Below are 22,266 nucleotides of genomic sequence, written 5' to 3' on the forward strand. Positions count from 1 at the left end.
TATAACTGAGGGAAGCGGCTATGGGCGCCCAGACAATATCCAGCAGCGGGCCAACGGCCGGGATCACTGCCGAGACCATCCCAACGGCATCCAGCAGCACACATTTGATCAGTTTTTTGTATTTTTTATCCATAAGTTTGTTTTATACTTCGGGAATAAAAGTAGAAGGGAGATTTATTCAGCACCTGAGGTTGTGGCGAGCGGGGTATACGTTCTCTTGCCCAGCTCTTTGTCCATCGTATAAATGCCAAATCCGTTATCGCCGATCAGCCTTAATCCGTCAATCATGCTCTGGGCTGTCTCCTCCTCTTCTACCTGTTCGTTTACGAACCATTGCAGCATATTCTCGGTAGCAAAATCGTTCTCTTTACGCGACATAGATGCCAGGTCGTTGATGAGTGAGGTTACTACCCTTTCATGTTCCAATGTGACTTCAAATGCTTTCAGCACCGAGTCCCACGCGGTGTCTACCTTGGCGATGGGCTGCAATTCCACCTTATTCCCTTTGGCAATGAGATAATTCATTAGCTTGTGGGCATGGTCTTGCTCTTCCTTGAACTGTACTTTGAACCAGTTGGCAAAGCCGGGAAGGCCTTTATGGGCAAAATGAACCGACATCGAAAGATAGAGATAGGCCGACCAAAGCTCTGCATTGATCTGTCTGTTGATTGCGGTTTCCAATTCTTTACTCACCATAGTTCTGTTTGTTTATCATATGATACCTATAGACCATACAACGTTTTTCAGCCTAAAATGTTTAAAAGTACGCAGTTTCAGGGGAGAGGACTTCTTGTTCCAAAAATTAACCTTACTTCGGGGAATTTAAATTAATTGCTATCTTTGTGGATCGATTGCGTTCTGTAAAGGCAGGTACTTATGACAGGTCAAAACAAAGTTTTGTATCTGTACTGGGTGAACGAATAACGAAAAGATGCTTCCGGTACCTTTTTTAAGCGGAGGCTTGTTCTTTAAATTTTTTTCAAATGAATCTTCTAAGGGAAAAAATGATGAAATATGATGCTCCGCAGCGTGCAAAGGCAGCGGGTATCTACCCCTATTTCCGGGCTATTGAGAGCGACCAGGATACTGAGGTAGTCATCAACGGAAAAAAAGTGTTGATGTTCGGCTCAAATGCCTATCTGGGGTTGACCAATCATCCTAAAGTAAAAGAGGCGGCCGTTGCCGCTACCAAAAAATATGGTACCGGAATGGCAGGATCCCGCTTCCTGAACGGAACCCTCGATATTCACCTGGAGCTGGAACGAAAACTCGCCAACTTTATGAATAAAGATGAGGCCATTGTTTTCTCTACCGGTTTCACCGTCAATGAGGGGGTATTGGGATGTATGACGGGAAGGGATGATTTTATTATCTGGGATGAAAGAGATCATGCGTCCATTATAGAGGGTCTTCGCACTTCCTATTCGACGAAGTATAAATACCGTCACAACGACATGGGTCATCTGGAGAAACAGTTGAAACGCTGTGATCAGGGAAAGGTAAAGCTGATAGTCGTGGATGGCGTTTTCAGTATGGAGGGTGACCTGGCCAATCTGCCCGAGATTGTAAAACTGGCGCGGAAATACAATGCCAATATTATGGTGGATGAAGCCCACAGCCTGGGAGTCCTCGGCAGGAAATACAGCGGACGGGGAGTGTGCGAACATTTCGGCCTGCTCAACGATGTGGACCTGGTGATGGGAACCTTCAGCAAATCATTGGCGTCAATCGGCGGTTTTGTGGCCGGCGATTATCCCGTTATCAACTATCTGCGTCATAACTCACGTACAAATATATTCAGTGCAAGTATTACCCCCGGCGCCACCGCCGCCGCGTCTGCCGCGTTGGATATCCTGAAATCGGAGCCCGAGCGTGTGAAGAAATTATGGGAGCTGACACATTATGCCATCAACCAATTTGGAGAAAGAGGGTTTGAACTGGGGCCGACCTCGACACCTATCATGCCGCTTTATGTGCGTGACAACGATAAGACTTTCCTGGTAACCAAACTCTTGTTTGAAGAGGGTATCTTTGTCAATCCGGTAGTAGCTCCGGCAGTTGCTCCCGGCGATACGCTTATTCGCTATTCACTGATGGCAACGCATACCCAAGAACAGATCGATTACTCTATTGAACACATCACCAAAATATTCAAAAAGTTAAATATCCTGCCATAAGGAGTGGCGTTTTATTAATTCCGCGGGCTATCATTAAAATTAACATCCTCAATCGGATTAATTCGCGAAAAAATATCTACTTTTGTATGCAATAAAAAAGATAATATTTCCATCAAGCTAAACGGGCATAAGAAAAGTTTACTTTTATTATGCCGTAGCGAGGAAATATCTAATTTGATGAAAGGTAAAAACTTATGTCATTTATTGCAGATAAAATCATCATGGAAGGGTTGACTTTCGACGACCTTCTGTTAGTCCCCGCCTACTCACAGGTACTTCCCAGAAATGTAGATCTTACTACTCAGTTTTCCAGAAATATTTCACTTAATATTCCGATGGTTTCGGCCGCCATGGATACGGTGACCGAAACTACGATGGCTATCGCCATCGCCCGCGAAGGGGGTATCGGCGTCATCCATAAGAATATGAGTATCGCGGAGCAGGCCAAACAGGTCCGTGCGGTAAAACGTGCGGAAAACGGCATGATACTGAATCCGATCAGTATTACTCCCGACAGGAAAGTGTCTGATGCGCTGGCCATGATGGGCGAATTTAAGATCGGAGGAATCCCTGTTGTGGATAGTGACAACAAACTGGTAGGTATTGTAACGAACCGTGATCTCCGTTTCGAGAAATCAATGGATAAGCGGATCGAAGAGGTAATGACGAAAGACAATCTTGTCACCACCCGCCAGACGACCAATCTGGAGGATGCCGCCGAGATCCTTCAGCAGCACAAGATTGAGAAATTGCCTGTCGTCGATTCCAATAATAAGCTGATCGGCCTGATCACCTATAAAGATATCACGAAAGCGAAGGATAAACCGTTTGCCTGTAAAGATGAGCAGGGACGGCTGCGTGTAGCCGCGGGAATCGGTGTGACGCAGGACTCCATCGAGAGGGCGACGGTCCTTATCGAAGCGGGTGTGGATGCAATTGTGATCGATACTGCACACGGTCATTCCAAAGGGGTGGCGGAAATGCTGAAATTAGTGAAAAAGACCTTCCCCGGGATTGATGTGGTGGTAGGTAATATTGCCACTGCCGATGCCGCCAGATTTCTGGCCGATGCCGGCGCCGATGCCGTGAAGGTGGGAATAGGTCCCGGATCCATATGTACTACCCGTGTGATTGCCGGGGTGGGGGTACCCCAACTGTCGGCTATCTATGAAGTAGCTACAGCGCTGAGAGGAACCGGCGTTCCCCTGATCGCGGACGGAGGATTGCGCTATTCGGGAGATATAGTGAAAGCGTTGGCTGCCGGAGGTGCTTCGGTGATGATGGGTTCATTGCTTGCCGGTACCGAAGAGTCGCCGGGAGAGACCATTATCTTCAACGGCCGTAAATTCAAATCTTATCGTGGAATGGGATCACTCTCCGCAATGCAGCAGGGTTCGAAAGACCGTTATTTCCAAGATACGGAAGATGATACCAAAAAGCTTGTTCCCGAAGGAATCGAAGCGCGCGTACCGTTCAAAGGAACATTGCAGGAAGTGATCTATCAGATGGTGGGGGGCCTTCGTTCCGGTATGGGGTACTGCGGAGCAGAGGATATTGAAAAACTGCATGATGCCAAGTTCACCAGGATTTCCGCTGCCGGATATACCGAAAGTCATCCCCACGGAGTGATGATCACACGCGAAGCGCCGAATTACAGTAAGGGGAGTGAGTGATTCCCCCTGGTTTTCAGCAATTGACGATGAATTGATTAGCAGATTTACTGATTAGTAGATTTGCTAATTGATTATTGCCAAATCGTTAAATCATTAAATCATCGAATTATCACATCATCACATTAACCTTTAACAGGTTCTCTTTCCAGATTGGTGTTATATTTTAAAAAATCAGTCAAAAATTTGTTGTATCTCTGCAACGTTTTGCTTTCTGCAAACGTCATTATAGTAAACAGGGAAATTGTATGTCGGAACATCGATTGATACTTGCTTGCAAGCAGGGAAAATTGTGGGCGAGAAAGGAAGTGTACGAACAGTATGCTCCCGCTATGATGGCTCTGTGCAGGCGCTATGTGTCCGATGTGGAAGACGCTAAAGACGTGTTGCAGGAAGGATTCCTGAAAATTTATATTGAAATAGGACAATACTCGGGAAGAGGATCTTTCGGAGGTTGGGTAAGGAAAATTTTTGTGAATACCTCGCTCGATTACATGCGGAAAAAGAACCGGCTGAAACAAAAAGAACTGTTAACGGATGTTGAGATAGAGTATTATGAAAATGTGCCCCCCGATGTGACAGATATCACAGCCGACGAGTTAATGCATTGCATCGGTGAACTTCCCGATACCCATCGGACGATTTTTAATCTGTTTGCTGTTGAGGGTTTTAGCCATCGTGAAATTGCCGCATTGCTGAATATCCCCGAAAGTACTTCACGGTCGTTATTTTTCAGGGCAAGGCAATTATTACAAAAGAAAGTCACACAGTTAATGGAGTGCAAATAATAGAGGGCAAAGATGCGGTCAGATGATAATAAATACATAGATAAGCCGGATGACTTTTCGCGGAAAGCCGGGGAGAAGTTGCGGGAGCACCGTATGCCCGTCGATCCTGAGGTGTGGAAGTCGTTGAAAGATAAGTTTCCGCCGCGCGAAAGGCGTATTCCCGCATATTGGTCCTGGGTGGCGGCGGGCGTCGCTGCCGTGGCACTGGCATTGCTGTTTTTCCTGAATCCTTTGGCAGACGAGCCGTTGCTTACAGAATATCCACAATCCCGGGAACAAATAAAACCGGAGACAGTTATGCCGGAGGTTATTTCAGATGATATAGAAAATCGACCTGATAAAGAATCGAATCTAAAGCAAATTATTGAAGAGAATAGTACGAAGTCGGAGAAAATTGTAGAACCGGAAGGAGTTTCAAAACCAGAGAGAACGGCAAAGCTGGCAGCAATTCCGGAATTGACAGGAATTTCAGAACCGGTAGAAATCGCAGAATCATTAGGAACTTCAAATCCGGAGGAAATTACAGAATTGGCAGTAGTTGTAAAAACTGAGGAAACAGTAACTTCAGAACCGGAAAAAACAGTAACTCCAGAGGAAACTGTAAAACCCGCAGCGAAAGGGCTTCCGGCGGATGAACTCTTCGCGGAAAACGACCATTCCTTTCCCGTTCAGGAACAGCGGGGACTTCGGTCTCTGATCGCCGCATTGGGTGGCGGTAGCACCCCTTTGGATTTCTCATTCGGAAATTATGATGTGGATAGTCCAACCTATTGTGATTTTTTTCTGGGTGGTGAGTTTAATAACGGAGACGGATTAGGTTTGGGCAATAAATACAATGTACTAAAACCCGGTGATTATACCGATATCGAACACCATCTTCCGGTTTCATTCAGTCTGACGGCAGATTTCCCGGTCGGTAAGAATGTAAGCCTGGAAACCGGATTGTCCTACACTTATCTGTTTTCACGCTTCAGGCGAAACGATCATCTCATTTATCGGGGCACGTTACGACAGCATTATATAGGCGTACCGGTGAACCTGAGATATACAATATGGCAAAATGATGTCTGGAACATATATTTATTGGGTGGCGGGAGCATCGAGAAAGGACTTCGTTCCGTTTACAAACAGGAAATTGAACATAATGGCGGCGTTGTGCATCACGCCAATGTGTATAGCGATATCCACGGATTTCAGTTCTCGGCACAGGGTGGTGCCGGCTTCAGTTACCGATTGCACAACAACCTGTATCTGTTTGGTGAGCCGAAGCTTATCTATTATTTCAAAAATAATCAACCGAGGAGCGCCCGTACGGAAAATCCATTGATATTCGGGTTGAACATGGGGATAAGAATACAATTCAACTCAAATAATTAAATGCTATGAGTGTGAGGAATTTAACTTTTTTGTTATTGATTGCCGGTTTGTTTGCTTTACCGGGATGTAATGATTATGTGGACGAGTAGGTTACCTATACCGTGAATGAACCGGTTTTTATGTCGGCCGGTGAGTTCAGGAGCACTATACCGCTGTTCAACAGATAAGGCAATTGAGCCGTTTGCCGATCGGTAAATAAAAACTTCCCTGTTTGCTCAATTCCCTGCTGCCGTTGGAGAAATTCAGCGGCAGCTTTTTTATTCTGTGGGATGAGCGGCTAAACCATCAGGCCCTTTTGGGGAATAGCTACTCTGACGTACCTTTTTGCATAGGAACAAAAATAAAATCCCCGTGCTCCGACTCCTTGAACTCATTGTCGCTTATCCGGCGGATAACGGTCATTTTTTGTCCCGTCCTTCCACCCAGGGGGACGACCATCCATCCGCCCACACGCAATTGTTGCAACAGTTTTTCCGGGATCTTCTCCGGCGCCGCAGTGATCAGTATTTTATCGAAAGGCGCATGCTCAGGCAGACCTTCGAAACCGTCACCAAAAAAGAGATTCGGATAATATCCCAATTTATTCAGTGTCTCTTTGGCGGTCTGATACAAATTGTAATATCTCTCTATGCTGTAAACCTCCGCCTCCATTTCGCATAGCACTGCTGCCTGGTATCCGCTGCCGGTCCCTATTTCCAACACTTTCTCACCCGGTTTCAATTGTAATAGTTCGGTCTGCCAGGCTACCGTGAAAGGTTGAGAGATGGTCTGTCCGCTCTCGATGGGTAAAGGGCGGTCCTGATAAGCATACGCGGATAGTTGTTCATCTATAAAAGAATGCCTGGGAATATTACCGATAGCCGTTAAAACACGTTCGTCGGAAATGCCTTTTCTTTTTAATTCTCTGGCGAGTTTTTGGGCTTCATCGTTCTGCCGGGGAGGATCTGTCATATGGATTTCTGTTTTTTTATGCTGTTTTTTTGTACTGTTGGATGCGCAGGTGATCAGCCCTGCACAGCAAAGGGCAATGATGAATACCGGAATGGGGGGTTGTTTTCCTCTTCTCATAATATTCAAATGGAGTTAGACTATTTGTTCTGCTCTCTCTTAACGAAATAGTTCAATAATTTTTATGTGATAAAAGCAAAGATAATGAATAAAAGTAGTATATTTCGCATAATTTTAATATCCTGCAATTAAAATGAGAAAGATTGCTTTTTTATTTATTTTATGGATCTATTCAACGTTATCTGTTATGCCTCAGAATATCGATATGGACTCTGTGATTAAGCTATTAAAGGAGAAATATGCACCCGACAGCCGTGTGGAAATATTTGATGTTGAGGTTACACAACGAAAAGATACGGTTATACTTAAAGGGGAAACGACCAGTAAACCTGCGTATGAAGAATTGATCTTACAGGCCGGGATCGTATCCGGGCAGGTGAAAGACAGTATCCGCCTTCTGCCCGGTAAGGAGTTGGGCGATGAAATATGGGGCATGATTTACAATTCGGTCGGCACCCTTCGGGCCGAACCCCGTTACGGTTCCGAGCTGGTATCCCAGGGATTACTGGGAATGCCGGTAAAGATACTGGAGAAGCGTGGGGGATGGTTACGCATTCAGACTCCCGATAAATACATCGGCTGGATGAACGGCTCGGTAAAGGTGATGACAAGATCGGAATTACAACAATACCTGCAAAAACCGAAGGTGATCGTCACCTCCGTCACTACACACTCGCTGGAAATACCCGACGGCGATTCGTATCCCGTCTCCGATTTGGTGGCCGGCAATATGCTGGAGATAAAAGATTCAAAAGGAAAATTTTATCATGTGGATTATCCCGACGGACGCAAAGCATATGTCCGGAAATCGGATGTGGCGGAAACAGCCCATTGGTTGAAGAGTGTAGAGATGACCGGTGAAAGTATTGTGAATACGGCGCGCCGGTTTATGGGTATACCCTATCTTTGGGGAGGAACTTCCTCCAAGGGATTGGATTGCAGCGGATTCACCAATGGTCTATTTTATGCACGGTGTCATCTTAGCCCGGGATGCTTCGCAGCAGGTATTAAGCGGTAAGCTGATAGACGTCTCCGGCGATTTCAGCGATGTCCGGCCGGGAGACCTGGTTTTTTTCGGCTCAAAAGCGACGGATGACAACCCGAAAGAACGGGTGGTGCATGTGGGGATATATATGGGGAACAAAAGATTCATTCACGCGTCCGATTACATTCATATTAGTAGCTTTGACCCGTCGGATGCGGATTACGATGAGTACAATACAAAACGGTATTTGTGTTCGCGGCGGATTTTGGACGCGGTAAATACTGATGGAATCGAAGAAATTTACAATAACGGGTTTTATCAATAAATAATTGTCCGATATGAAATTTCGTCTTTCAATATTATTATTGTCTTTTGTCTATTTTGTACCGGGTCGGTCGCAAATATTGGACAACTCCATGTTCCGCATTTATCGGGCGCCTTTCATACTCGGCTGTGTAACACATTTGCGATTTGATAAGGATGCAACGTATCAGATTGCGATTACCGAAATTCATTGTTCTTTGTGCGACCATGAGGAATTAAGAAATTCAATTAATTCTACGGGAACATGGAAACAGAAGAATGATACGATTTTCTTGAAATCGAATAAAGACGAAACAATTGTTTTAAAAGTTTTAACCGACTCATTATTAAGACCCATTTTCCCGATGGGAATTAAACCAGATTTGTTGTCAGATTCTATTAAAACAAAATTGGCAAACGGTCGATTGATAAATAATGGAGATGAATTTCATTTAATTTACGATACATATCCCAATGGCGTTGCCCGAACAATTATCGATAAATACAGGCATAGAAGAAATGAATATGAAATAGGGATAGATGCCAACGGAACGCTTAGAAACCTCCATTATTATTGGGATGAAAAAAGAAGAAAGAGATTACGATAACGGACTTCAAATCAATGGAGAACAAAAATATGTCACAAAACCGGCGCCAATTCCTCAAATCATCAGTTGCGGCGGCAACGGCAATCGCTATTCCGTCTATGCCTTTATTTTCGCAACGATCTAAAAAACAATTCAATACATCGGGTAAAATGAAACTATCCTGGACCCCATACGACCTGCAACTGAACCATACTTTTACCATTTCCGGATTCTCACGTACGACCACCCCTGTGGTGTTGATTAAAATAGGATACGACGGACTGGAAGGGTACGGTGAAGCATCCCTGCCTCCCTATCTGGGAGAAACACAGGCTTCAGTAATTGAATTTCTGAAGAAAACGGATCTTTCCGGTTTCACCGATCCCGGTCATATCGAAGAGATAATGGTGTATGTGGACGGTATTGCTGGGGGGAATACTGCGGCAAAAGCAGCTGTGGACATTGCCCTGCATGATCTGGCAGGGAAGATGGAGGGAGCGCCGTGGTACAAGATATACGGTTTGGATAAGTATAATGTGCCCGACACCACTTTTACCATCGGTATCGACAGCGACGAGGTGGTGCGCGAAAAGACACGCGAAGCGCTGGGACGGTTCAATATCCTGAAAGTGAAAGTAGGCGGAGCAGATGATAAACGGATGATCGAAGCCATTCGTTCGGTAACCGATCTGCCGTTGGCTGTGGATGCTAATCAGGGCTGGAAAGACCGCCATCAGGCGCTCGATATGATTCTCTGGCTGAAAGAGAAGGGGGTGGTGATGGTAGAGCAGCCTATGCCGAAACAGGATCTGGACAACATTGCCCGCCTCACCGAAGAAAGCCCTCTTCCTGTTTTTGCCGATGAGTCAATACAACGCCTTTCTGATGTGGAGCGCATGAAAGGAGTTTTTTCGGGGATCAATATCAAGTTGATGAAGTGTACGGGTATGCATGAAGCATGGAAAATGCGCAAGCTGGCGTATGGGCTGGGAATGAAGGTGATGATGGGGTGTATGACCGAGACTTCCTGCGCCATATCGGCCGCAGCCCAGCTCTATGCGGGAATGGATTTTGCCGACCTCGACGGCGCACTCCTGATAGGGAACGATTGTTTCAAGGGAGCAACACTCGAAAACGGGAAGATCATCGCCTCCGACCAGCCGGGTATCGGAGTAAAACCGGTAAAGGAATTAACCTTTGGAAGATAAAAATCTTGTTTGTAAATTTGCGCGATTTTTTACTTCTTCTTTAGGTTATTACAATGAATTATCTTCTTACTATCGGGCTTTTGATCTGTTCCAATGTCTTTATGACTTTCGCGTGGTACGGCCATTTAAAACTTGCTGAAAATGCGTGGTTCAGTAAACTGCCGCTTTTCGGTGTGATTGTTTTCAGCTGGTTGATCGCCTTTTTCGAATACTGTTTTCAGGTTCCGGCAAACCGTATCGGATTTGAAGGAAACGGAGGAAGTTTTTCACTCGTGCAACTGAAAGTCATACAGGAAGTAATTACGTTGGTGGTGTTTGTCATTTTCTCGTTCCTCGCTTTTCAAACCCAATTGAAATGGAATCACCTTATCGGATTTGTATTTCTGGTGCTGGCGGTCTATTTTATTTTTAAGGGATAAATCACTTCCGGATTGCAGATTCCGGGTCTCATTTTACCAACTCCTCAAACAACCGATCAAAGGTTTTATCCAGATCGCCGGTTTTTCCGGGGTGCGGCCGTGATGTCTGGATGATGGAACTACGCACGGCCGTCAGCCAGCGGAAACGTTCGGGAATATCGAGTTGCGCTATGGGGCCACACTTCGGATCGCCAAGGGCAATCTGTTTATGTGTCTCAAGGTTTTCAATCACATCATCATATTCCGCTTCCGAATGCATCAATCTGAATTTCTCGGGACAGAGATGATACTCAAAGCGTATATACTTTTCTCTCTTGGAAAAAAGAATGAGTCCCACGTTGAAAAATTCTTCCCGTTCAATTCTCGGTACCAATCGAATAACGGCATAATGATACAGTTTATCCTCTTGCATTTTTGGCGGTATTTAGAAAGTTTTGGGAATGCTGCAATCGCGTTTTCAAAAAATTGAGATAGATACTTCTGATCTCATCGGGTGTCTCTTGGGTATGGTTCCACATCAGCCACTCATCGGGGATAAGCGCGGTGATTTCCTCCAACAGGTCAGATGAAAGTATAGCATGTGCGAAATCGTTCGCCTCTTCAAGCATCGATGCCCGGGGTAGCAATACATGATCTTTTATATGGGGGAACGGGTTGAGGGCATGCCTTTCGAAATCGTTCCACGAGTGATGGAAATAGAACGATGCACCATTGTCGATGACCCACAATTCGCGGTGCCACCACAATAGGTTCGTATTGTTGAACGTGCGGTCAATGTTGGTTGTAAAAGCATCGAGCCAGACAATTTTCGAGGCCAGAAAAGGATCGATTTCCACGGAAGGATCGTAAGCCATTGCTCCCGAAAGGTAATGCAGGCCAAGATTGAGCCCTTCGCTTCCTTTCAGCAGATCCTGGATCTCCTCATCGCCTTCGCTGCGGCCGAAATCATCATCGAGAGCGGCAAAAACCAGTTCGGGTATATGCAGGCCCAGTACGGAAGCAATTTTTCCGCCCAGCAATTCCGAAACCAGCATTTTGGTGCCGTGTCCTGCACCGCGGAATTTCAGCACATACTTGAACCCGTCGTCCGCCTCCGCCAATGCCGGCAGGGATCCGCCTTCCCGCAAAGGCAGGATGTAACGGAGAACTTTTACCGTGCGCAATGATATATCTTTTCCCATTGGGTGCAAAGATACGATAATCTCATCAAATTTCTTCCGATTCTATCAGCATACAGCCTTTGGTGTACATCTCCTGCAACGCTTTTTTATCGTCGCTGGGTTGGGCATTTACCGGAGCGATGGCGTCGGTGACCACATAGGTATGAAACCCCTGGGTTGCCGCATCAAGGGCAGTCGCTTTTACACAATAATCGGTGGCGAGACCACATACGTAAAGGTGTTGAATTTGGTTTTCGTGAAGGAAATCCGTAAGCGATGCATTGGTTGCTTCAAAAGCGGAATAGCCGTCGTCTTTATTATCCGTCCCCTTTAACAGCTTCAGGTCTATTTTACCGGTCTCCAGATCGGGGTGCAGCTCCGCACCCCGCGTTCCGGCGACACAATGTACCGGCCACTTCTCAAAATGCACCGAATCGGCCGGATGCCAGTCCTGCGATGAGATCACGAGATCAAACCGATCCATAATCCGGTTGATCACAGGCACCACTTTATCGCCATCCTTTACCCCTAAAGCGCCACCGGGGCAGAAATCGTTCTGAACATCAACTATAAGGAGTGCTTTTTTCATATGATTAAAATATTTTTTACATCAATGTGTAGGGAACTGGCTTTAATCATGTACTTGTGTGATAATGATTATCATGCTCGTTTCATACGATTAATTTATTTTTTCTCTTGTCGATGTATGAAACTCGCAGTTAATCATGTTTTTGTGTATGAATAATGATCCTGCTCGTTTCCTACTCATTTTATTGTTATTTCTACATATAACAATGAGAAATCGTTTGGGTTCGATATCGGTAAATAAACGGAATGCTTGTTTTATGAATGGAAAGAATTTACTATTATTTGTTTGCGTGTCGATGATAATAAACTTTCATCGTTTTTTCAATGGTGTCTGATTTTTTATTAAGATACAGAATGTCATAATCTATCATACTTTTTTTACTTTCCAACCCTGACTCAGGCTTAAAAGTAATATACAGGTGATTGGAGATATGAACTCCCCTATTCGTGGCTACTCTTTTATCTAAAAAACCAAATGATTTTACCATATTCCAGGACTGAAACCCGGTTTTTTTACTCCATATACCATCTTCCGAAATAGATACAAGTGTAGGATACTGTATTAGTTTCATCAAAAAAAACGCAATGCCCATGAAGGATGATAAAGAAAAAATCACATCTATAACAAACTCTGTTGAAGTTCCATCTATTAGCCGCCCGGTCGTTTTGTAACATGCCCACATGCAAACACCAAGAGGGACTAAATAATAAGAGAGAGATCTTTTTATCTCCAATTTACGGGGAATTGAATAATCGTCATTCAATAGGATCTTCAGTGTATTATTTTTAATCCTTTCTCTAACCACCTTCAAGGCTCTCAGTCTCTCTTTTTTTATAGAAAGATGCTGTCTGGAAGGAAAAATATTCACCGAGAAGTTATTGTTTGCTGCTCTTTCTCTGAATTCTCTTACATCATCTACATTTTTGTATGCCCAGGTCTTCCATTTGTCCCCTAAATAGGTCATTATAACTCCGAAAGCAACAAAAGAAAGGATCATTAAGCTAATTGATAATAAAGTCAATATGAAAGAATTATCGTAGGAAACTAAAATATAAATAGCTGCTGCCATAACCAGCATCATCATAATTAATGCAGGGTACACAACTGTGCTACGCGCTCTTTTGATAGCTTTTGAAACGGTAGTATACTTTTTGGTTTGCATTATTATGTATTTAACCTTTTTCTTTCCCCATCATTTCCAGGTGGCAATGCAAAAGTTCGCCTGTTTTTTCATTACGCAGATGGAGTCCGTTCCCCTGGCAGTATTTATACGATTTACAGGATGCACATTTCCCTGTTTTTGTCCAGGAGCGGTCGCGCATAATGTGGTAACGGGTATTCCAGACCGTCCAGAAGTCGTCCCGATAGATATTACCCTGCACGTAATCTCCTCTCAGGCTCGGGCAGGCGCTTATGTCGCCGTTGGCAAGTACCGATGCAATATGAATACCGGCCTGACAAAAGAAAGGAGTATCCCGGACTTCCATTTCATATTCGGACAGATACCCTTCACACCCGTACGATATATCGATCTTTTTCTCTTGGCGCGTATGGCGAATGAAATTCATCATTTGCAGGAACTCTCCGGTGGAGAGTTTCAAGAGCGGATTGTCTTTAGCGCGGCCTTTCGGGAAAACGGTAAAGAGTCTCCAGTGTGTTACGTTTAAGGAAATGAGTAAATCGCGGAGTTTAGCCAGATCATTTATGTTTTTCTTGTTGACACAGGTTACCACATCGTATACCAGACCGGGTGTTGAGGTTACTCTGGAAATGGCATTGACGGCTCGCAACCATGAACCCTGTTTTCCTCTGAACCAGTCGTGTGACTCTTCCGTGTAACCATCCAGGCTGACCGTCACGGAACGTAAGCCTGCATCCAGAAGGGACTGTAATCTTTTTTCGTCCAATCCCCAGCCGTTGGTCACGAACCCCCACGGATATCCCATATCGTACATCGCCTGGCCGCACTCCGCCAGGTCTCTGCGTACCAGCGGCTCACCGCCTGTGAGCACGATCATGGTCTTGTGCGGGTTTACATACTGACGGATATCCGCAAGAACTTTCAAAAAATCTTCTTTTGGCATGTCGGGTACGGCTGCCTGTCTTGTACAATCGCTTCCGCAATGGACACAGTTGAAATTACACCTCAAAGTACATTCCCAGAAGAGATAGGATAGTTTGTGCAGTTTGGTCTGCATAGCCTTGTGTTGTTGGTAGAGAGAAAGAATGAGCCTCTTTTTCGGATCCATAAAACCTTCTTTGATTTTTTACTCTATGTCTCTTTCCATCTCCTTGTATTCGGTGGAAGGTACTCCGTACATTGGCATTATGGTTGCTTGTCTAAGCTTAAAATCAGCTTTACCTTCGAACTTACCGTTGTACCAATTTTTTCTTCTTTTTTCAATCTGCTTTAGCTCATGTGCTTTTATTCGTATGGTATCGGACAGGTATGCACCGTTCGTGTCGTTGTCGATATCCGAGGCGTAAACCGTTAGATCTTTCGCGCCGAAAGCGGTTGCCGTAAAGTTCAGTTCGTAATTCCCACTTGTATCGGTTATCACAGTGTCATTTCCATAAGGCGCTGTGTCCGATTTGCTGATGACCGCCATGCCCCTGATTGGTTGTTGAGTCCTTTCGTCAGTGACCTTTCCCTTGACCACGAAATCAGCGGTAGGGGTGCCGTATTCCACTGGTTCTACGATATCGCAGGAGGTGTAAAGGCCTAAGACGGTTAAGATCCAGGCAATAATCTTACCATAAGTTTTTAAGACAAATTTTTTCATAGATTATTTTATTTAAACTACTTCTGCTTATTCAGCTTAAAGAAAATATTCCCCAAGTGACCGGGTTTTATAGAAAATCAACGATTGTGTTATGCACCGGGTAAAGTTCCATCTATTATAGATAGACGTAAAAAAATAAAAAACGTTGCATCGGGAAGCCTTTTTTATAGATAATCTTTCCGTATTGATGAAAAAAATCACTAATTGTAGTGATTGACAGGTGTGTCATTTTCCTGTTCCTTTGCATCCGAACTTCCGTATTCCTGTTTAGAGAATACAGTATAATCTATTAAAGCGCCCAATAATGAAGAAATTGTTCTTAATTATATTTGTTTTTTGCAGTACTTTTTTTGTATTTGCAGATGATAACGATCCTGCTAAGGAGATCAATCCAAATGACACACTAAAAGTGTATTACCTGAATGAGATAGTGATAAGCAGTTCAGTAAAAGAGACCAATGATCTGAGGAACCTGCCTACGGCGGTATCAGTAGTGTCTCCCCAGCAATTGCAGGATGCCCGTATCGAGTCGCTTCCCCGGTTGAGCGCTTTTATCCCTAACTTTTTTATTCCTTCCTACGGGTCGAAGGTCTCCACGCCAATCTATATCCGTGGTGTCGGAGCCCGCCTCGGATCACAGACTGTAAGCCTCTATGTGGACAATGTGCCCAGTTTCAACCCTTCGGCATTCGATTTTGAATTTCAGGATATCCAGCGGATCGAGGTGCTTCGGGGTGCGCAGGGTACCCTCTACGGACGGAACGCCATCGGCGGTATAGTGAATATATATACCCTTTCTCCCCTCTCTTTTCAGGGCACCAGACTGATGGTGGGCGGCGGCAATTACGGGCAGTTCTCGGTGAAAGGATCGGACTACAGGAAACTCTCCGACCATTTCGGTCTGTCTGTTGCCGGTTATTACAAGCGGGACGACGGCTATTTCATGAATAGTTATACAGGGAAGAAAGTAGATGCCTCGGAGAATGCGGGAGGTAGATTCAAGTTGGAGTGGCAGGCCTCCCCTTCGTTGAAAGCGATGTTCTTTGGGAATTACGACTATGTCTCCGGCGGCGCATTCCCTTATATGCACAAGGACTCAACGGCAGCCAGTTTTAATGAACCGTCGTCATACGACCGTCACCTGTTTACCAACGGGCTGTCGCTCGATTATACCGGAAACGGATACAGTGTTCATTCTACCACAGGGTTTCAATATCTGAAAGATGATATGAAGATGGATCAGGATTATACTCCCAAATCGGTTTTTTCTATTAACCAAAAACAGAAACAGCGTTCAGTGAGCCAGGAAGTAACTGTGAAATCGGATACTCAGGGAGACTACCGATGGGTGGTGGGCGCCTTCGGTTTTTACGACCATCGCGAGATAGATACCCCGGTAGCGCTCAAGGAGGATGCTGTGGCAGCGATGCAGGGCATATTGGATATGTATACGAGTCAAGCACCGTTGACGATTACTTATGCCAACGACCGGATCGACTTGCCGGGGATATACAAGAAACCCTCAAAGGGGGCGGCGCTCTTCCACCAGTCAACCCTCAACAACCTTTTTGGCTTGGACGGGTTGTCGGCGACTGCCGGTATCCGGTTCGATTATGAACACACTTCCATTGATTTCTTTACGGAAAGCGACGGAAGTGATGTGAATCTCGATTTTCAGATTCCCGGTCGCCCCATGCCCTCGATGTTTGTCGATGGCGATACGTTGTTGCAAGGAAAGTATAGCAAGGATTTCTGGAAAATACTGCCTAAATTTGCGTTAAAATACCAAATGTCACCCACTTCGCAGATATATCTTTCCGCCTCAAAAGGATATAAGACGGGAGGGTACAACGAACAGGCATTCTCAAAGATATTACAGAATGCCTTACGAGTATCGCTTATGGGGAGGCTCGCTGAAATGGCGCCTATTCCCTTAGGCCCTCCTGCCGGTTCGGGAAGCGATACGTCAGCGCCGACGCTCGAAGAACAACTCTCCTATGACCCGGAAACCAGTTGGACCTACGAATTGGGCGGCCGTTATGAGATGCTCGACAGGCGGCTTTCATTCACCTATGCCCTCTTTTATACGCATGTCAACAATATCCAGATCATCAAATTAGAAGATCAAGGCACCTCCGGGCGTACTGTCACCAACGCAGGGAAATCTGAAAGTAAAGGGTTTGAGTTGGGTCTGAAATATGTACCGTTAGATAACCTTTCGCTTTTTGCCGACTACGGATTTGCCGATGCCCGTTTCGTTAATTATGTGACAGAGAAACAGAAAGATGATAAAATTGTTGAAGTGGACTATTCCGGGAATCATATACCTTTTGCTCCTCAGCATACGTTAAGTCTGGGAGCCAGTTATGTATACCACCTTCCCTACGGTTCATTGATCGACCGTCTGACGGGGAATATACAGTACCAGGGGGTAGGGAAGATCTACTGGACGGAATCGAATCAGGACTACTACGAAAAAGGAGAGCTTTCCCAACCCTTTTACGGCATCACCAATGCCCGTATTTCGGCAGAGAAAGGGGCTTTCGGATTGGAGTGCTGGGTGGAGAATCTTTTCAACACGAAATATAATTCGTTCTTATTCGAGGCATCCGACATGACGACCAGTGAAACGAATGCGTTTGTACAGCGTGGATATCCTACCCGCTTCGGCGCTACGCTACGTTATACCTTTAACAGGTAATTCGTAATCCATTGAATATACAGAGAGGAGGCTGCCGGGGCGGTCTCCTTTTTTAATACCATGTTAGAGATCGATCTTCCCGGTCAGGATTTGCACGGCAATCAGTGCCGTACCGCAAAGCAGCAGAATAATGACAGCCCATTCCCAACGTTTGGGCTGTTCTCCTTTCTCCTTTTTCGCCTTGATAAACAGCAGGGATCCGATACCGTAGAAAAGTACCGAAAGGAACAGGTATTTGATGCCTACCGCATAGATCACATAGGTTGAATAGAGTGTGCCGAGCAGGGCGATGATCAGATTCCGCAGTGTTTTGTCCTCTTTCCTGTAACGGATCGCAGTCTTTACGGCATATAGCGATGAGAGGAGGTAAGGTATCAGTATGAGTGTAGTGGCAATGGTGATGGCGGCGAGGTAAGTCTCATTCAGTCTTGGCGACAGGATGGAAAGGAGAAAGACTTGTGTGAAGCACTGCGTGAGCAGCAGCGCGTTGACCGGCGTCCCTTTGCTGTTTACTTTAGCAAGGCGGCGCGGCATCACACCGTCGCGGGCGGCCGCATACATGGTCTCGACCGAGAGCAATATCCACGATAGGCTGGCCCCCAATACCGACACCATAATTCCCAACTTGATAATTATACCGCCGGGTGCGCCTATGATTGTCCGTTCGAGCACCAGGGCCAGAGGTGTCTCTGAAGAGGCCAGTTCCTCCGCCGGAATGCTTGACATCGCTATCAGCGTGATGAGCATGTATATTCCCAAAACAAACAAGGTAGAGAGAATAGTAGCAGTGCGTACGGTTTTCTGCTTTTTTGCCCTGCCCGACAACACGGAAGCTGCTTCTATCCCCACGAAACACCACAGTACGACCGCCATCGCGTTTCCCACCTGTTGCAGGGGTGTTGTTGTCGCTCCGGTGGCAGCGAGTTTCCACTGCCATTCCGGGATATGAAAGAGGTCGCGGTCAAAGAGTGCCGGGGCGAGCAGGATGATCAACACGATGGGGATCAGCTTGGCGACTGTCACGATAAAGTTGAGGATGGCTCCTTCCTTGACGCCCGCCATCAGGATGATGTAATAAAGCCATAGGATGGCCGATCCGATAATGAAGGAGTGGATCGGGGAAAGGGCTTGTTCACCCAGCAGATCGTTCAATGTTTTGAAAAAGAGAGCCAGGTAACTTATATTCCCCAGCCAGCCTACCGACCAGTATCCCCAGGCGGAGTTGAATCCCATATAGTCGCCAAATCCGTCGCGCGCGTAGGCATACACGCCGCTCTTTAGTTCCGGCTTCCGTCCCGCCAGATAGACGAATACCAATGCCAGCATCAATGCGCCGGTTCCACCGATGACCCAGGTGAGTATGGTACCCTGTGGATTGGCCACCCGGATAAGGTCTTTCGGGGAATTAAAGATCCCTGACCCGACCATCGAGCCGATCGCCACAAAAACCAGCAGCCATAACCCTAATTTTTCATCTTTTTTCTTCATATCGTAAATGAGGATGGTCAGATGCCCGTTGTATATTATTGAGCAGCGGTCTGTTGATAACCTGCCTCATACTTCTCCGTTCAACCGAATATCCAGATCAGCAGCACGACAATGATCAGCGAGGGGAGCATATTCATGATGCGGAGTTTTTTGATCCCCAATATGTTGATGCCGAGCCCGATCAGTAAAATACCGCCGGTTGAGGTGAGCCCGAGGATGATGTCGTCGGTAAAGAGGGTGGCGGCATATCTGGCAAGCAGGGTGAGGGAGGCCTGGAAGATAAAAAGCGGAAGGGCGGATATCACGACACCCACGCCAAAAGCGGAAGCCAGCAGTATGGCGGAGAAAAAATCCATCAACGATTTGGTGAAAAGCAGGTCGGGCGATCCGCCTGTTCCTTCCTGGATGGTGCCGATGATGGTCAGGGAGCCCACGCAGAAAAGAAGAAATGCAGTGACCAGTCCCTCCGAAAATTTCTCATTGCCGATGCGGAAGCGGTGCTTCAGGTAATCGCTCATCCGTTCGGTCCCTTTCTCAAGATCGGCCCACTCCCCTAAGAGGGAGCCGATAGCGAGGCTGCTGACCACAATGAGGATCTTCTCCATCTCGATGGCCATGGATGCGCCAATGGCCAGTGTAAAAAGGCCGATAGCCTGGAAATAGATGGTTGTGACACGTTCAGGCATCCGTTTTTTCAACAGTAGGCCAATCATGCCACCGCCCACTACCGCTGCTGTGTTTACGAGGGTTCCAATCATTTTTTATCCGATAATTTGCAAAAGTATCATTTTTTTGCGATATACGGTTACCGGGAAGGTCGAATTCAATTCGGCTTTATCGGGGCGGGTCCTAAAAACATCTTATACTCACGTTGCCACAAGCTGCCAGTGATCAAAAATTCGTAATCAATTCATTGGTTGGAATTACTTCCGTTCTGCATTAATAGTAATGCAGAATATATAATGTTTATTGTGTATGTTGAAATGAAAAATAAAATTGTGAAAATTCAGGGTCTTGTTTGAAACATGAGCCCGTGCGCAACACTGAAAAACATATGTGTAAGCCGGACACGGGTATCTTTCAGCTCTGTTTCCGTCAGGTCGAAGTAAAGGATTTTGACAATGGTTGGCGAAATATCGCCTGATTTCTGAAAATCACCATACAAATCCTGGAATGCTGGAAGCTCCTTTCCCAAGGCGGACAGGAAGGACATAAAATTCGACTGGGAATGTATATGTATGGATATCCAGGGTCTGTCCGACATATCCCTTCCACGTGAAATGGCCAAATTCCAATTGGAACGGAAAGTGCTGACGCGAATTGCTCCGAGCAATTCCAGGCAATCCTCCGGAGAAATAGGATACGGTATATCCGGATTATTAATAAACTCGACATACCGTTTGTTGAACCGTATATATGCGTCGGCTTTCTCTTTATCCGACGCTCCGGGGGCGACCCCAATTTTTTGTTCGAACAAGTCAAGCATCGTTTGCAGGTCTTCGATCTCCTCTTTGGGAAAGTATTCCTCCATATCGGGAAACGCGGCCAACGGCTTGCTTCGGTCCCCTGTGCAGCCTGCCACGACCGCCACGGCAATGAAAAGCAACAGGGCGAAAATGTTTTTTTTCATGCGGTTGGTTTTAAAGGGATTTATTTTTCAAAGATAGAAAAACTATGTAAAATAGCCATTTTTAAGGATACTCCTTTCATTTATTTTCCTTAATTTCGTGCTTTCATTTAATTACTCAGGAAATAATATGTACAATTGGTTTGAGTGTAAGATAAGATATGACAAGATGCTGGAGACCGGCATGCAAAAAACAGTAACGGAACCCTATCTGGTAGACGCCTTATCGTTTACCGAGGCGGAGGCGAGGATTATTGAAGAGATCAAACCGTTTATCTCGGGAGAGTTTTCCGTATCCGATATCAAACGGGTGAAATATACGGAATCGTTTTTCAATGAAACGGGCGACCGTTACTATAAGGCGAAGCTCTATTTCATTACCCTCGATGAAAAAAGCGGTTCGGAGAAAAAAACGGCGGTCAATATGCTGGTACAGGCTTCCATGCTGAAGGAAGCAGTAGAGATTGTGGAGACGGAAATGAAAAAGACCATGATCGACTATGCCATTGCTTCGGTAGTGGAGACGGCAATCATGGATGTGTTCCCCTATGGGGAAGAGAAGAGTAAAAAGGAGGAGGAGTGACCATACAATCTCATATTGACGTTTTGCGGGAAACTATTCCTCCCGGGGTGAAGCTGGTGGCAGTCTCCAAATTCCATCCTGCCGGGATGATCCGGCAGGCTTATGATACAGGACTGCGGATCTTCGGAGAGAGTAGGGTGCAGGAATTGGTCGTCAAAAAAGATCAGCTTCCGGGGGATATAGAGTGGCATTTTATCGGTAACCTGCAGCGTAACAAGGTTAAGCAGATTGCCCCTTTTATCTCCCTTATCCATAGTCTGGACAGTGAACGGCTATTGTTGGAGATCGAGAAACAGGGAGCGGCCAATAACCGGGTTATCTCCTGTCTGTTGCAGATCCATATCGCCGAAGAGGAAAGCAAGGCCGGTTTTTCGCCCGACGAATGTCGTCGTTTCCTTGCAGAAGGCAAATGGAGAGTGTGGCCTCATGTCCGGATTGCCGGGGTAATGGGTATGGCTACTTTTACCGACGATGAAAATCAGGTGCGTAAAGAATTCCGGCAGTTGAGATTACTGTTCGATGAGTTCAAAACCGTTTATTTCTCCGATCACCCGGAATTCAGGGAAATATCCATGGGTATGACGGGCGATTATCCGGTTGCGGTAGAAGAAGGAAGCACCATGATACGAATAGGGACCTTGATCTTTGGAGATCGTTGAACATCCCCTATTACCCATTTCCAATTTATTTTCCATATAAGATATTGATTTTATCGATAAAATGCCTATTTTTGTTGATTATAAAATTTTTGAA

General features: G+C 45.7%; 24 protein-coding genes. 13 read left to right on the plus strand and 11 right to left on the minus strand.

The genetic code is table 11. The annotated features are described in order from the left end of the window. Positions 1–174 precede the first annotated feature (174 nt). On the minus strand, positions 175–696 hold the full coding sequence (locus tag Q0502_RS03435) for a ferritin (protein ID WP_298647168.1): 522 nt from the start codon (positions 694–696) through the stop codon (positions 175–177). 287 nt (positions 697–983) lie between these two features. On the opposite strand from Q0502_RS03435, the gene Q0502_RS03440 reads away from it, so the two are divergent. The 4 genes from Q0502_RS03440 (at position 984) to Q0502_RS03455 (ending at position 6,012) form a co-directional block, all read left to right on the plus strand. Beyond that, on the plus strand, positions 984–2,177 hold the full coding sequence (locus Q0502_RS03440; protein WP_298647171.1) for a pyridoxal phosphate-dependent aminotransferase family protein: 1,194 nt from the start codon (positions 984–986) through the stop codon (positions 2,175–2,177). Between the two features lie 194 nt (positions 2,178–2,371). After that, positions 2,372–3,850 carry an IMP dehydrogenase gene (guaB, locus tag Q0502_RS03445; protein WP_298647174.1) on the plus strand — a complete coding sequence of 493 codons (1,479 nt, stop codon included), beginning with the start codon at positions 2,372–2,374 and terminating at the stop codon, positions 3,848–3,850. Positions 3,851–4,095: 245 nt separating this feature from the next. After that, complete coding sequence (locus tag Q0502_RS03450) at positions 4,096–4,635, plus strand: RNA polymerase sigma factor (protein ID WP_298647176.1); 540 nt, start codon at positions 4,096–4,098, stop codon at positions 4,633–4,635. 12 nt (positions 4,636–4,647) lie between these two features. Next, the gene (locus tag Q0502_RS03455) at positions 4,648–6,012 is read left to right on the plus strand and encodes a PorT family protein (RefSeq protein ID WP_298647178.1); all 1,365 of its coding nucleotides are present in this window, start codon (positions 4,648–4,650) and stop codon (positions 6,010–6,012) included. Between the two features lie 306 nt (positions 6,013–6,318). On the opposite strand, the gene Q0502_RS03460 is transcribed toward Q0502_RS03455, so the two are convergent. After that, positions 6,319–7,080 (minus strand): protein-L-isoaspartate(D-aspartate) O-methyltransferase, encoded by a 762-nt coding sequence (locus tag Q0502_RS03460; RefSeq protein WP_298647181.1) that lies wholly within the window; start codon positions 7,078–7,080, stop codon positions 6,319–6,321. Positions 7,081–7,213: 133 nt separating this feature from the next. Here Q0502_RS03460 and Q0502_RS18920 point away from each other — a divergent pair, with 133 nt between their 5' ends. The 6 genes from Q0502_RS18920 to Q0502_RS03485 are packed head-to-tail and all read left to right on the plus strand — an operon-like array spanning position 7,214 to position 10,582. Beyond that, a complete protein-coding gene (locus Q0502_RS18920; RefSeq protein ID WP_366521745.1) occupies positions 7,214–8,098 on the plus strand; it encodes an SH3 domain-containing protein in 885 nt (294 codons plus the stop codon). Continuing rightward, on the plus strand, positions 8,046–8,390 hold the full coding sequence (locus Q0502_RS18925; protein ID WP_366521746.1) for an NlpC/P60 family protein: 345 nt from the start codon (positions 8,046–8,048) through the stop codon (positions 8,388–8,390). The genes Q0502_RS18920 and Q0502_RS18925 overlap by 53 nt, the downstream gene beginning before the upstream one ends. 13 nt (positions 8,391–8,403) lie before the next feature. Beyond that, positions 8,404–8,976: a hypothetical protein gene (locus tag Q0502_RS03470; RefSeq protein WP_298647184.1), complete on the plus strand. Its 573-nt coding sequence runs from the start codon at positions 8,404–8,406 to the stop codon at positions 8,974–8,976. Beyond that, complete coding sequence (locus Q0502_RS03475; RefSeq protein WP_298647187.1) at positions 8,948–9,100, plus strand: hypothetical protein; 153 nt, start codon at positions 8,948–8,950, stop codon at positions 9,098–9,100. Before Q0502_RS03470 ends, Q0502_RS03475 begins: the two co-directional genes overlap by 29 nt. After that, positions 9,066–10,163, plus strand: a complete 1,098-nt coding sequence (locus tag Q0502_RS03480; protein WP_366521750.1) for a dipeptide epimerase — start codon at positions 9,066–9,068, stop codon at positions 10,161–10,163. Before Q0502_RS03475 ends, Q0502_RS03480 begins: the two co-directional genes overlap by 35 nt. Before the next feature lie 53 nt (positions 10,164–10,216). Then, positions 10,217–10,582 (plus strand): DMT family protein, encoded by a 366-nt coding sequence (locus Q0502_RS03485; RefSeq protein ID WP_298647192.1) that lies wholly within the window; start codon positions 10,217–10,219, stop codon positions 10,580–10,582. A 28-nt stretch (positions 10,583–10,610) separates the two neighbouring features. Here the strand turns inward: Q0502_RS03485 and Q0502_RS03490 are convergent, their stop codons facing one another. The 6 genes from Q0502_RS03490 to Q0502_RS03515 form a co-directional block, all read right to left on the minus strand. Then, on the minus strand, positions 10,611–10,994 hold the full coding sequence (locus Q0502_RS03490; RefSeq protein WP_298647195.1) for a DUF3037 domain-containing protein: 384 nt from the start codon (positions 10,992–10,994) through the stop codon (positions 10,611–10,613). Further along, positions 10,981–11,751, minus strand: coding sequence for a HipA family kinase (locus Q0502_RS03495; protein WP_298647272.1), 771 nt, complete (start codon positions 11,749–11,751; stop codon positions 10,981–10,983). Before Q0502_RS03495 ends, Q0502_RS03490 begins: the two co-directional genes overlap by 14 nt. A 37-nt stretch (positions 11,752–11,788) precedes the next feature. Further along, a complete protein-coding gene (locus Q0502_RS03500; protein WP_298647198.1) occupies positions 11,789–12,331 on the minus strand; it encodes a nicotinamidase in 543 nt (180 codons plus the stop codon). A 277-nt stretch (positions 12,332–12,608) separates the two neighbouring features. Further along, positions 12,609–13,493 carry a hypothetical protein gene (locus Q0502_RS03505; protein WP_298647200.1) on the minus strand — a complete coding sequence of 295 codons (885 nt, stop codon included), beginning with the start codon at positions 13,491–13,493 and terminating at the stop codon, positions 12,609–12,611. A gap of 10 nt (positions 13,494–13,503) precedes the next feature. Then, entirely contained in the window at positions 13,504–14,580 is a 1,077-nt protein-coding gene (locus tag Q0502_RS03510; RefSeq protein WP_298647203.1) for a TIGR04133 family radical SAM/SPASM protein, read from the minus strand. Positions 14,581–14,598: 18 nt separating this feature from the next. Then, positions 14,599–15,114, minus strand: coding sequence for a radical SAM-associated putative lipoprotein (locus Q0502_RS03515; RefSeq protein ID WP_298647206.1), 516 nt, complete (start codon positions 15,112–15,114; stop codon positions 14,599–14,601). 304 nt (positions 15,115–15,418) lie between these two features. Between Q0502_RS03515 and Q0502_RS03520 the strand changes: the two genes are divergently transcribed. Further along, the gene (locus Q0502_RS03520) at positions 15,419–17,815 is read left to right on the plus strand and encodes a TonB-dependent receptor (protein WP_298647209.1); all 2,397 of its coding nucleotides are present in this window, start codon (positions 15,419–15,421) and stop codon (positions 17,813–17,815) included. 63 nt (positions 17,816–17,878) lie between these two features. Here the strand turns inward: Q0502_RS03520 and Q0502_RS03525 are convergent, their stop codons facing one another. The 3 genes from Q0502_RS03525 to Q0502_RS03535 form a co-directional block, all read right to left on the minus strand. Further along, positions 17,879–19,303 carry a basic amino acid/polyamine antiporter gene (locus Q0502_RS03525; protein ID WP_298647212.1) on the minus strand — a complete coding sequence of 475 codons (1,425 nt, stop codon included), beginning with the start codon at positions 19,301–19,303 and terminating at the stop codon, positions 17,879–17,881. 80 nt (positions 19,304–19,383) lie between these two features. Continuing rightward, the gene (locus Q0502_RS03530) at positions 19,384–20,061 is read right to left on the minus strand and encodes a DUF554 domain-containing protein (protein ID WP_298647214.1); all 678 of its coding nucleotides are present in this window, start codon (positions 20,059–20,061) and stop codon (positions 19,384–19,386) included. Between the two features lie 248 nt (positions 20,062–20,309). Continuing rightward, positions 20,310–20,933: a hypothetical protein gene (locus Q0502_RS03535; protein ID WP_298647217.1), complete on the minus strand. Its 624-nt coding sequence runs from the start codon at positions 20,931–20,933 to the stop codon at positions 20,310–20,312. Between the two features lie 127 nt (positions 20,934–21,060). Here Q0502_RS03535 and Q0502_RS03540 point away from each other — a divergent pair, with 127 nt between their 5' ends. Then, on the plus strand, positions 21,061–21,513 hold the full coding sequence (locus tag Q0502_RS03540; protein WP_298647220.1) for a DUF4494 domain-containing protein: 453 nt from the start codon (positions 21,061–21,063) through the stop codon (positions 21,511–21,513). Beyond that, positions 21,510–22,172 carry a YggS family pyridoxal phosphate-dependent enzyme gene (locus Q0502_RS03545; protein WP_298647221.1) on the plus strand — a complete coding sequence of 221 codons (663 nt, stop codon included), beginning with the start codon at positions 21,510–21,512 and terminating at the stop codon, positions 22,170–22,172. The genes Q0502_RS03540 and Q0502_RS03545 overlap by 4 nt, the downstream gene beginning before the upstream one ends. Positions 22,173–22,266 lie beyond the last annotated feature (94 nt).

Source organism: uncultured Proteiniphilum sp., assembly GCF_937873925.1.
Classification (GTDB): domain Bacteria; phylum Bacteroidota; class Bacteroidia; order Bacteroidales; family Dysgonomonadaceae; genus Proteiniphilum.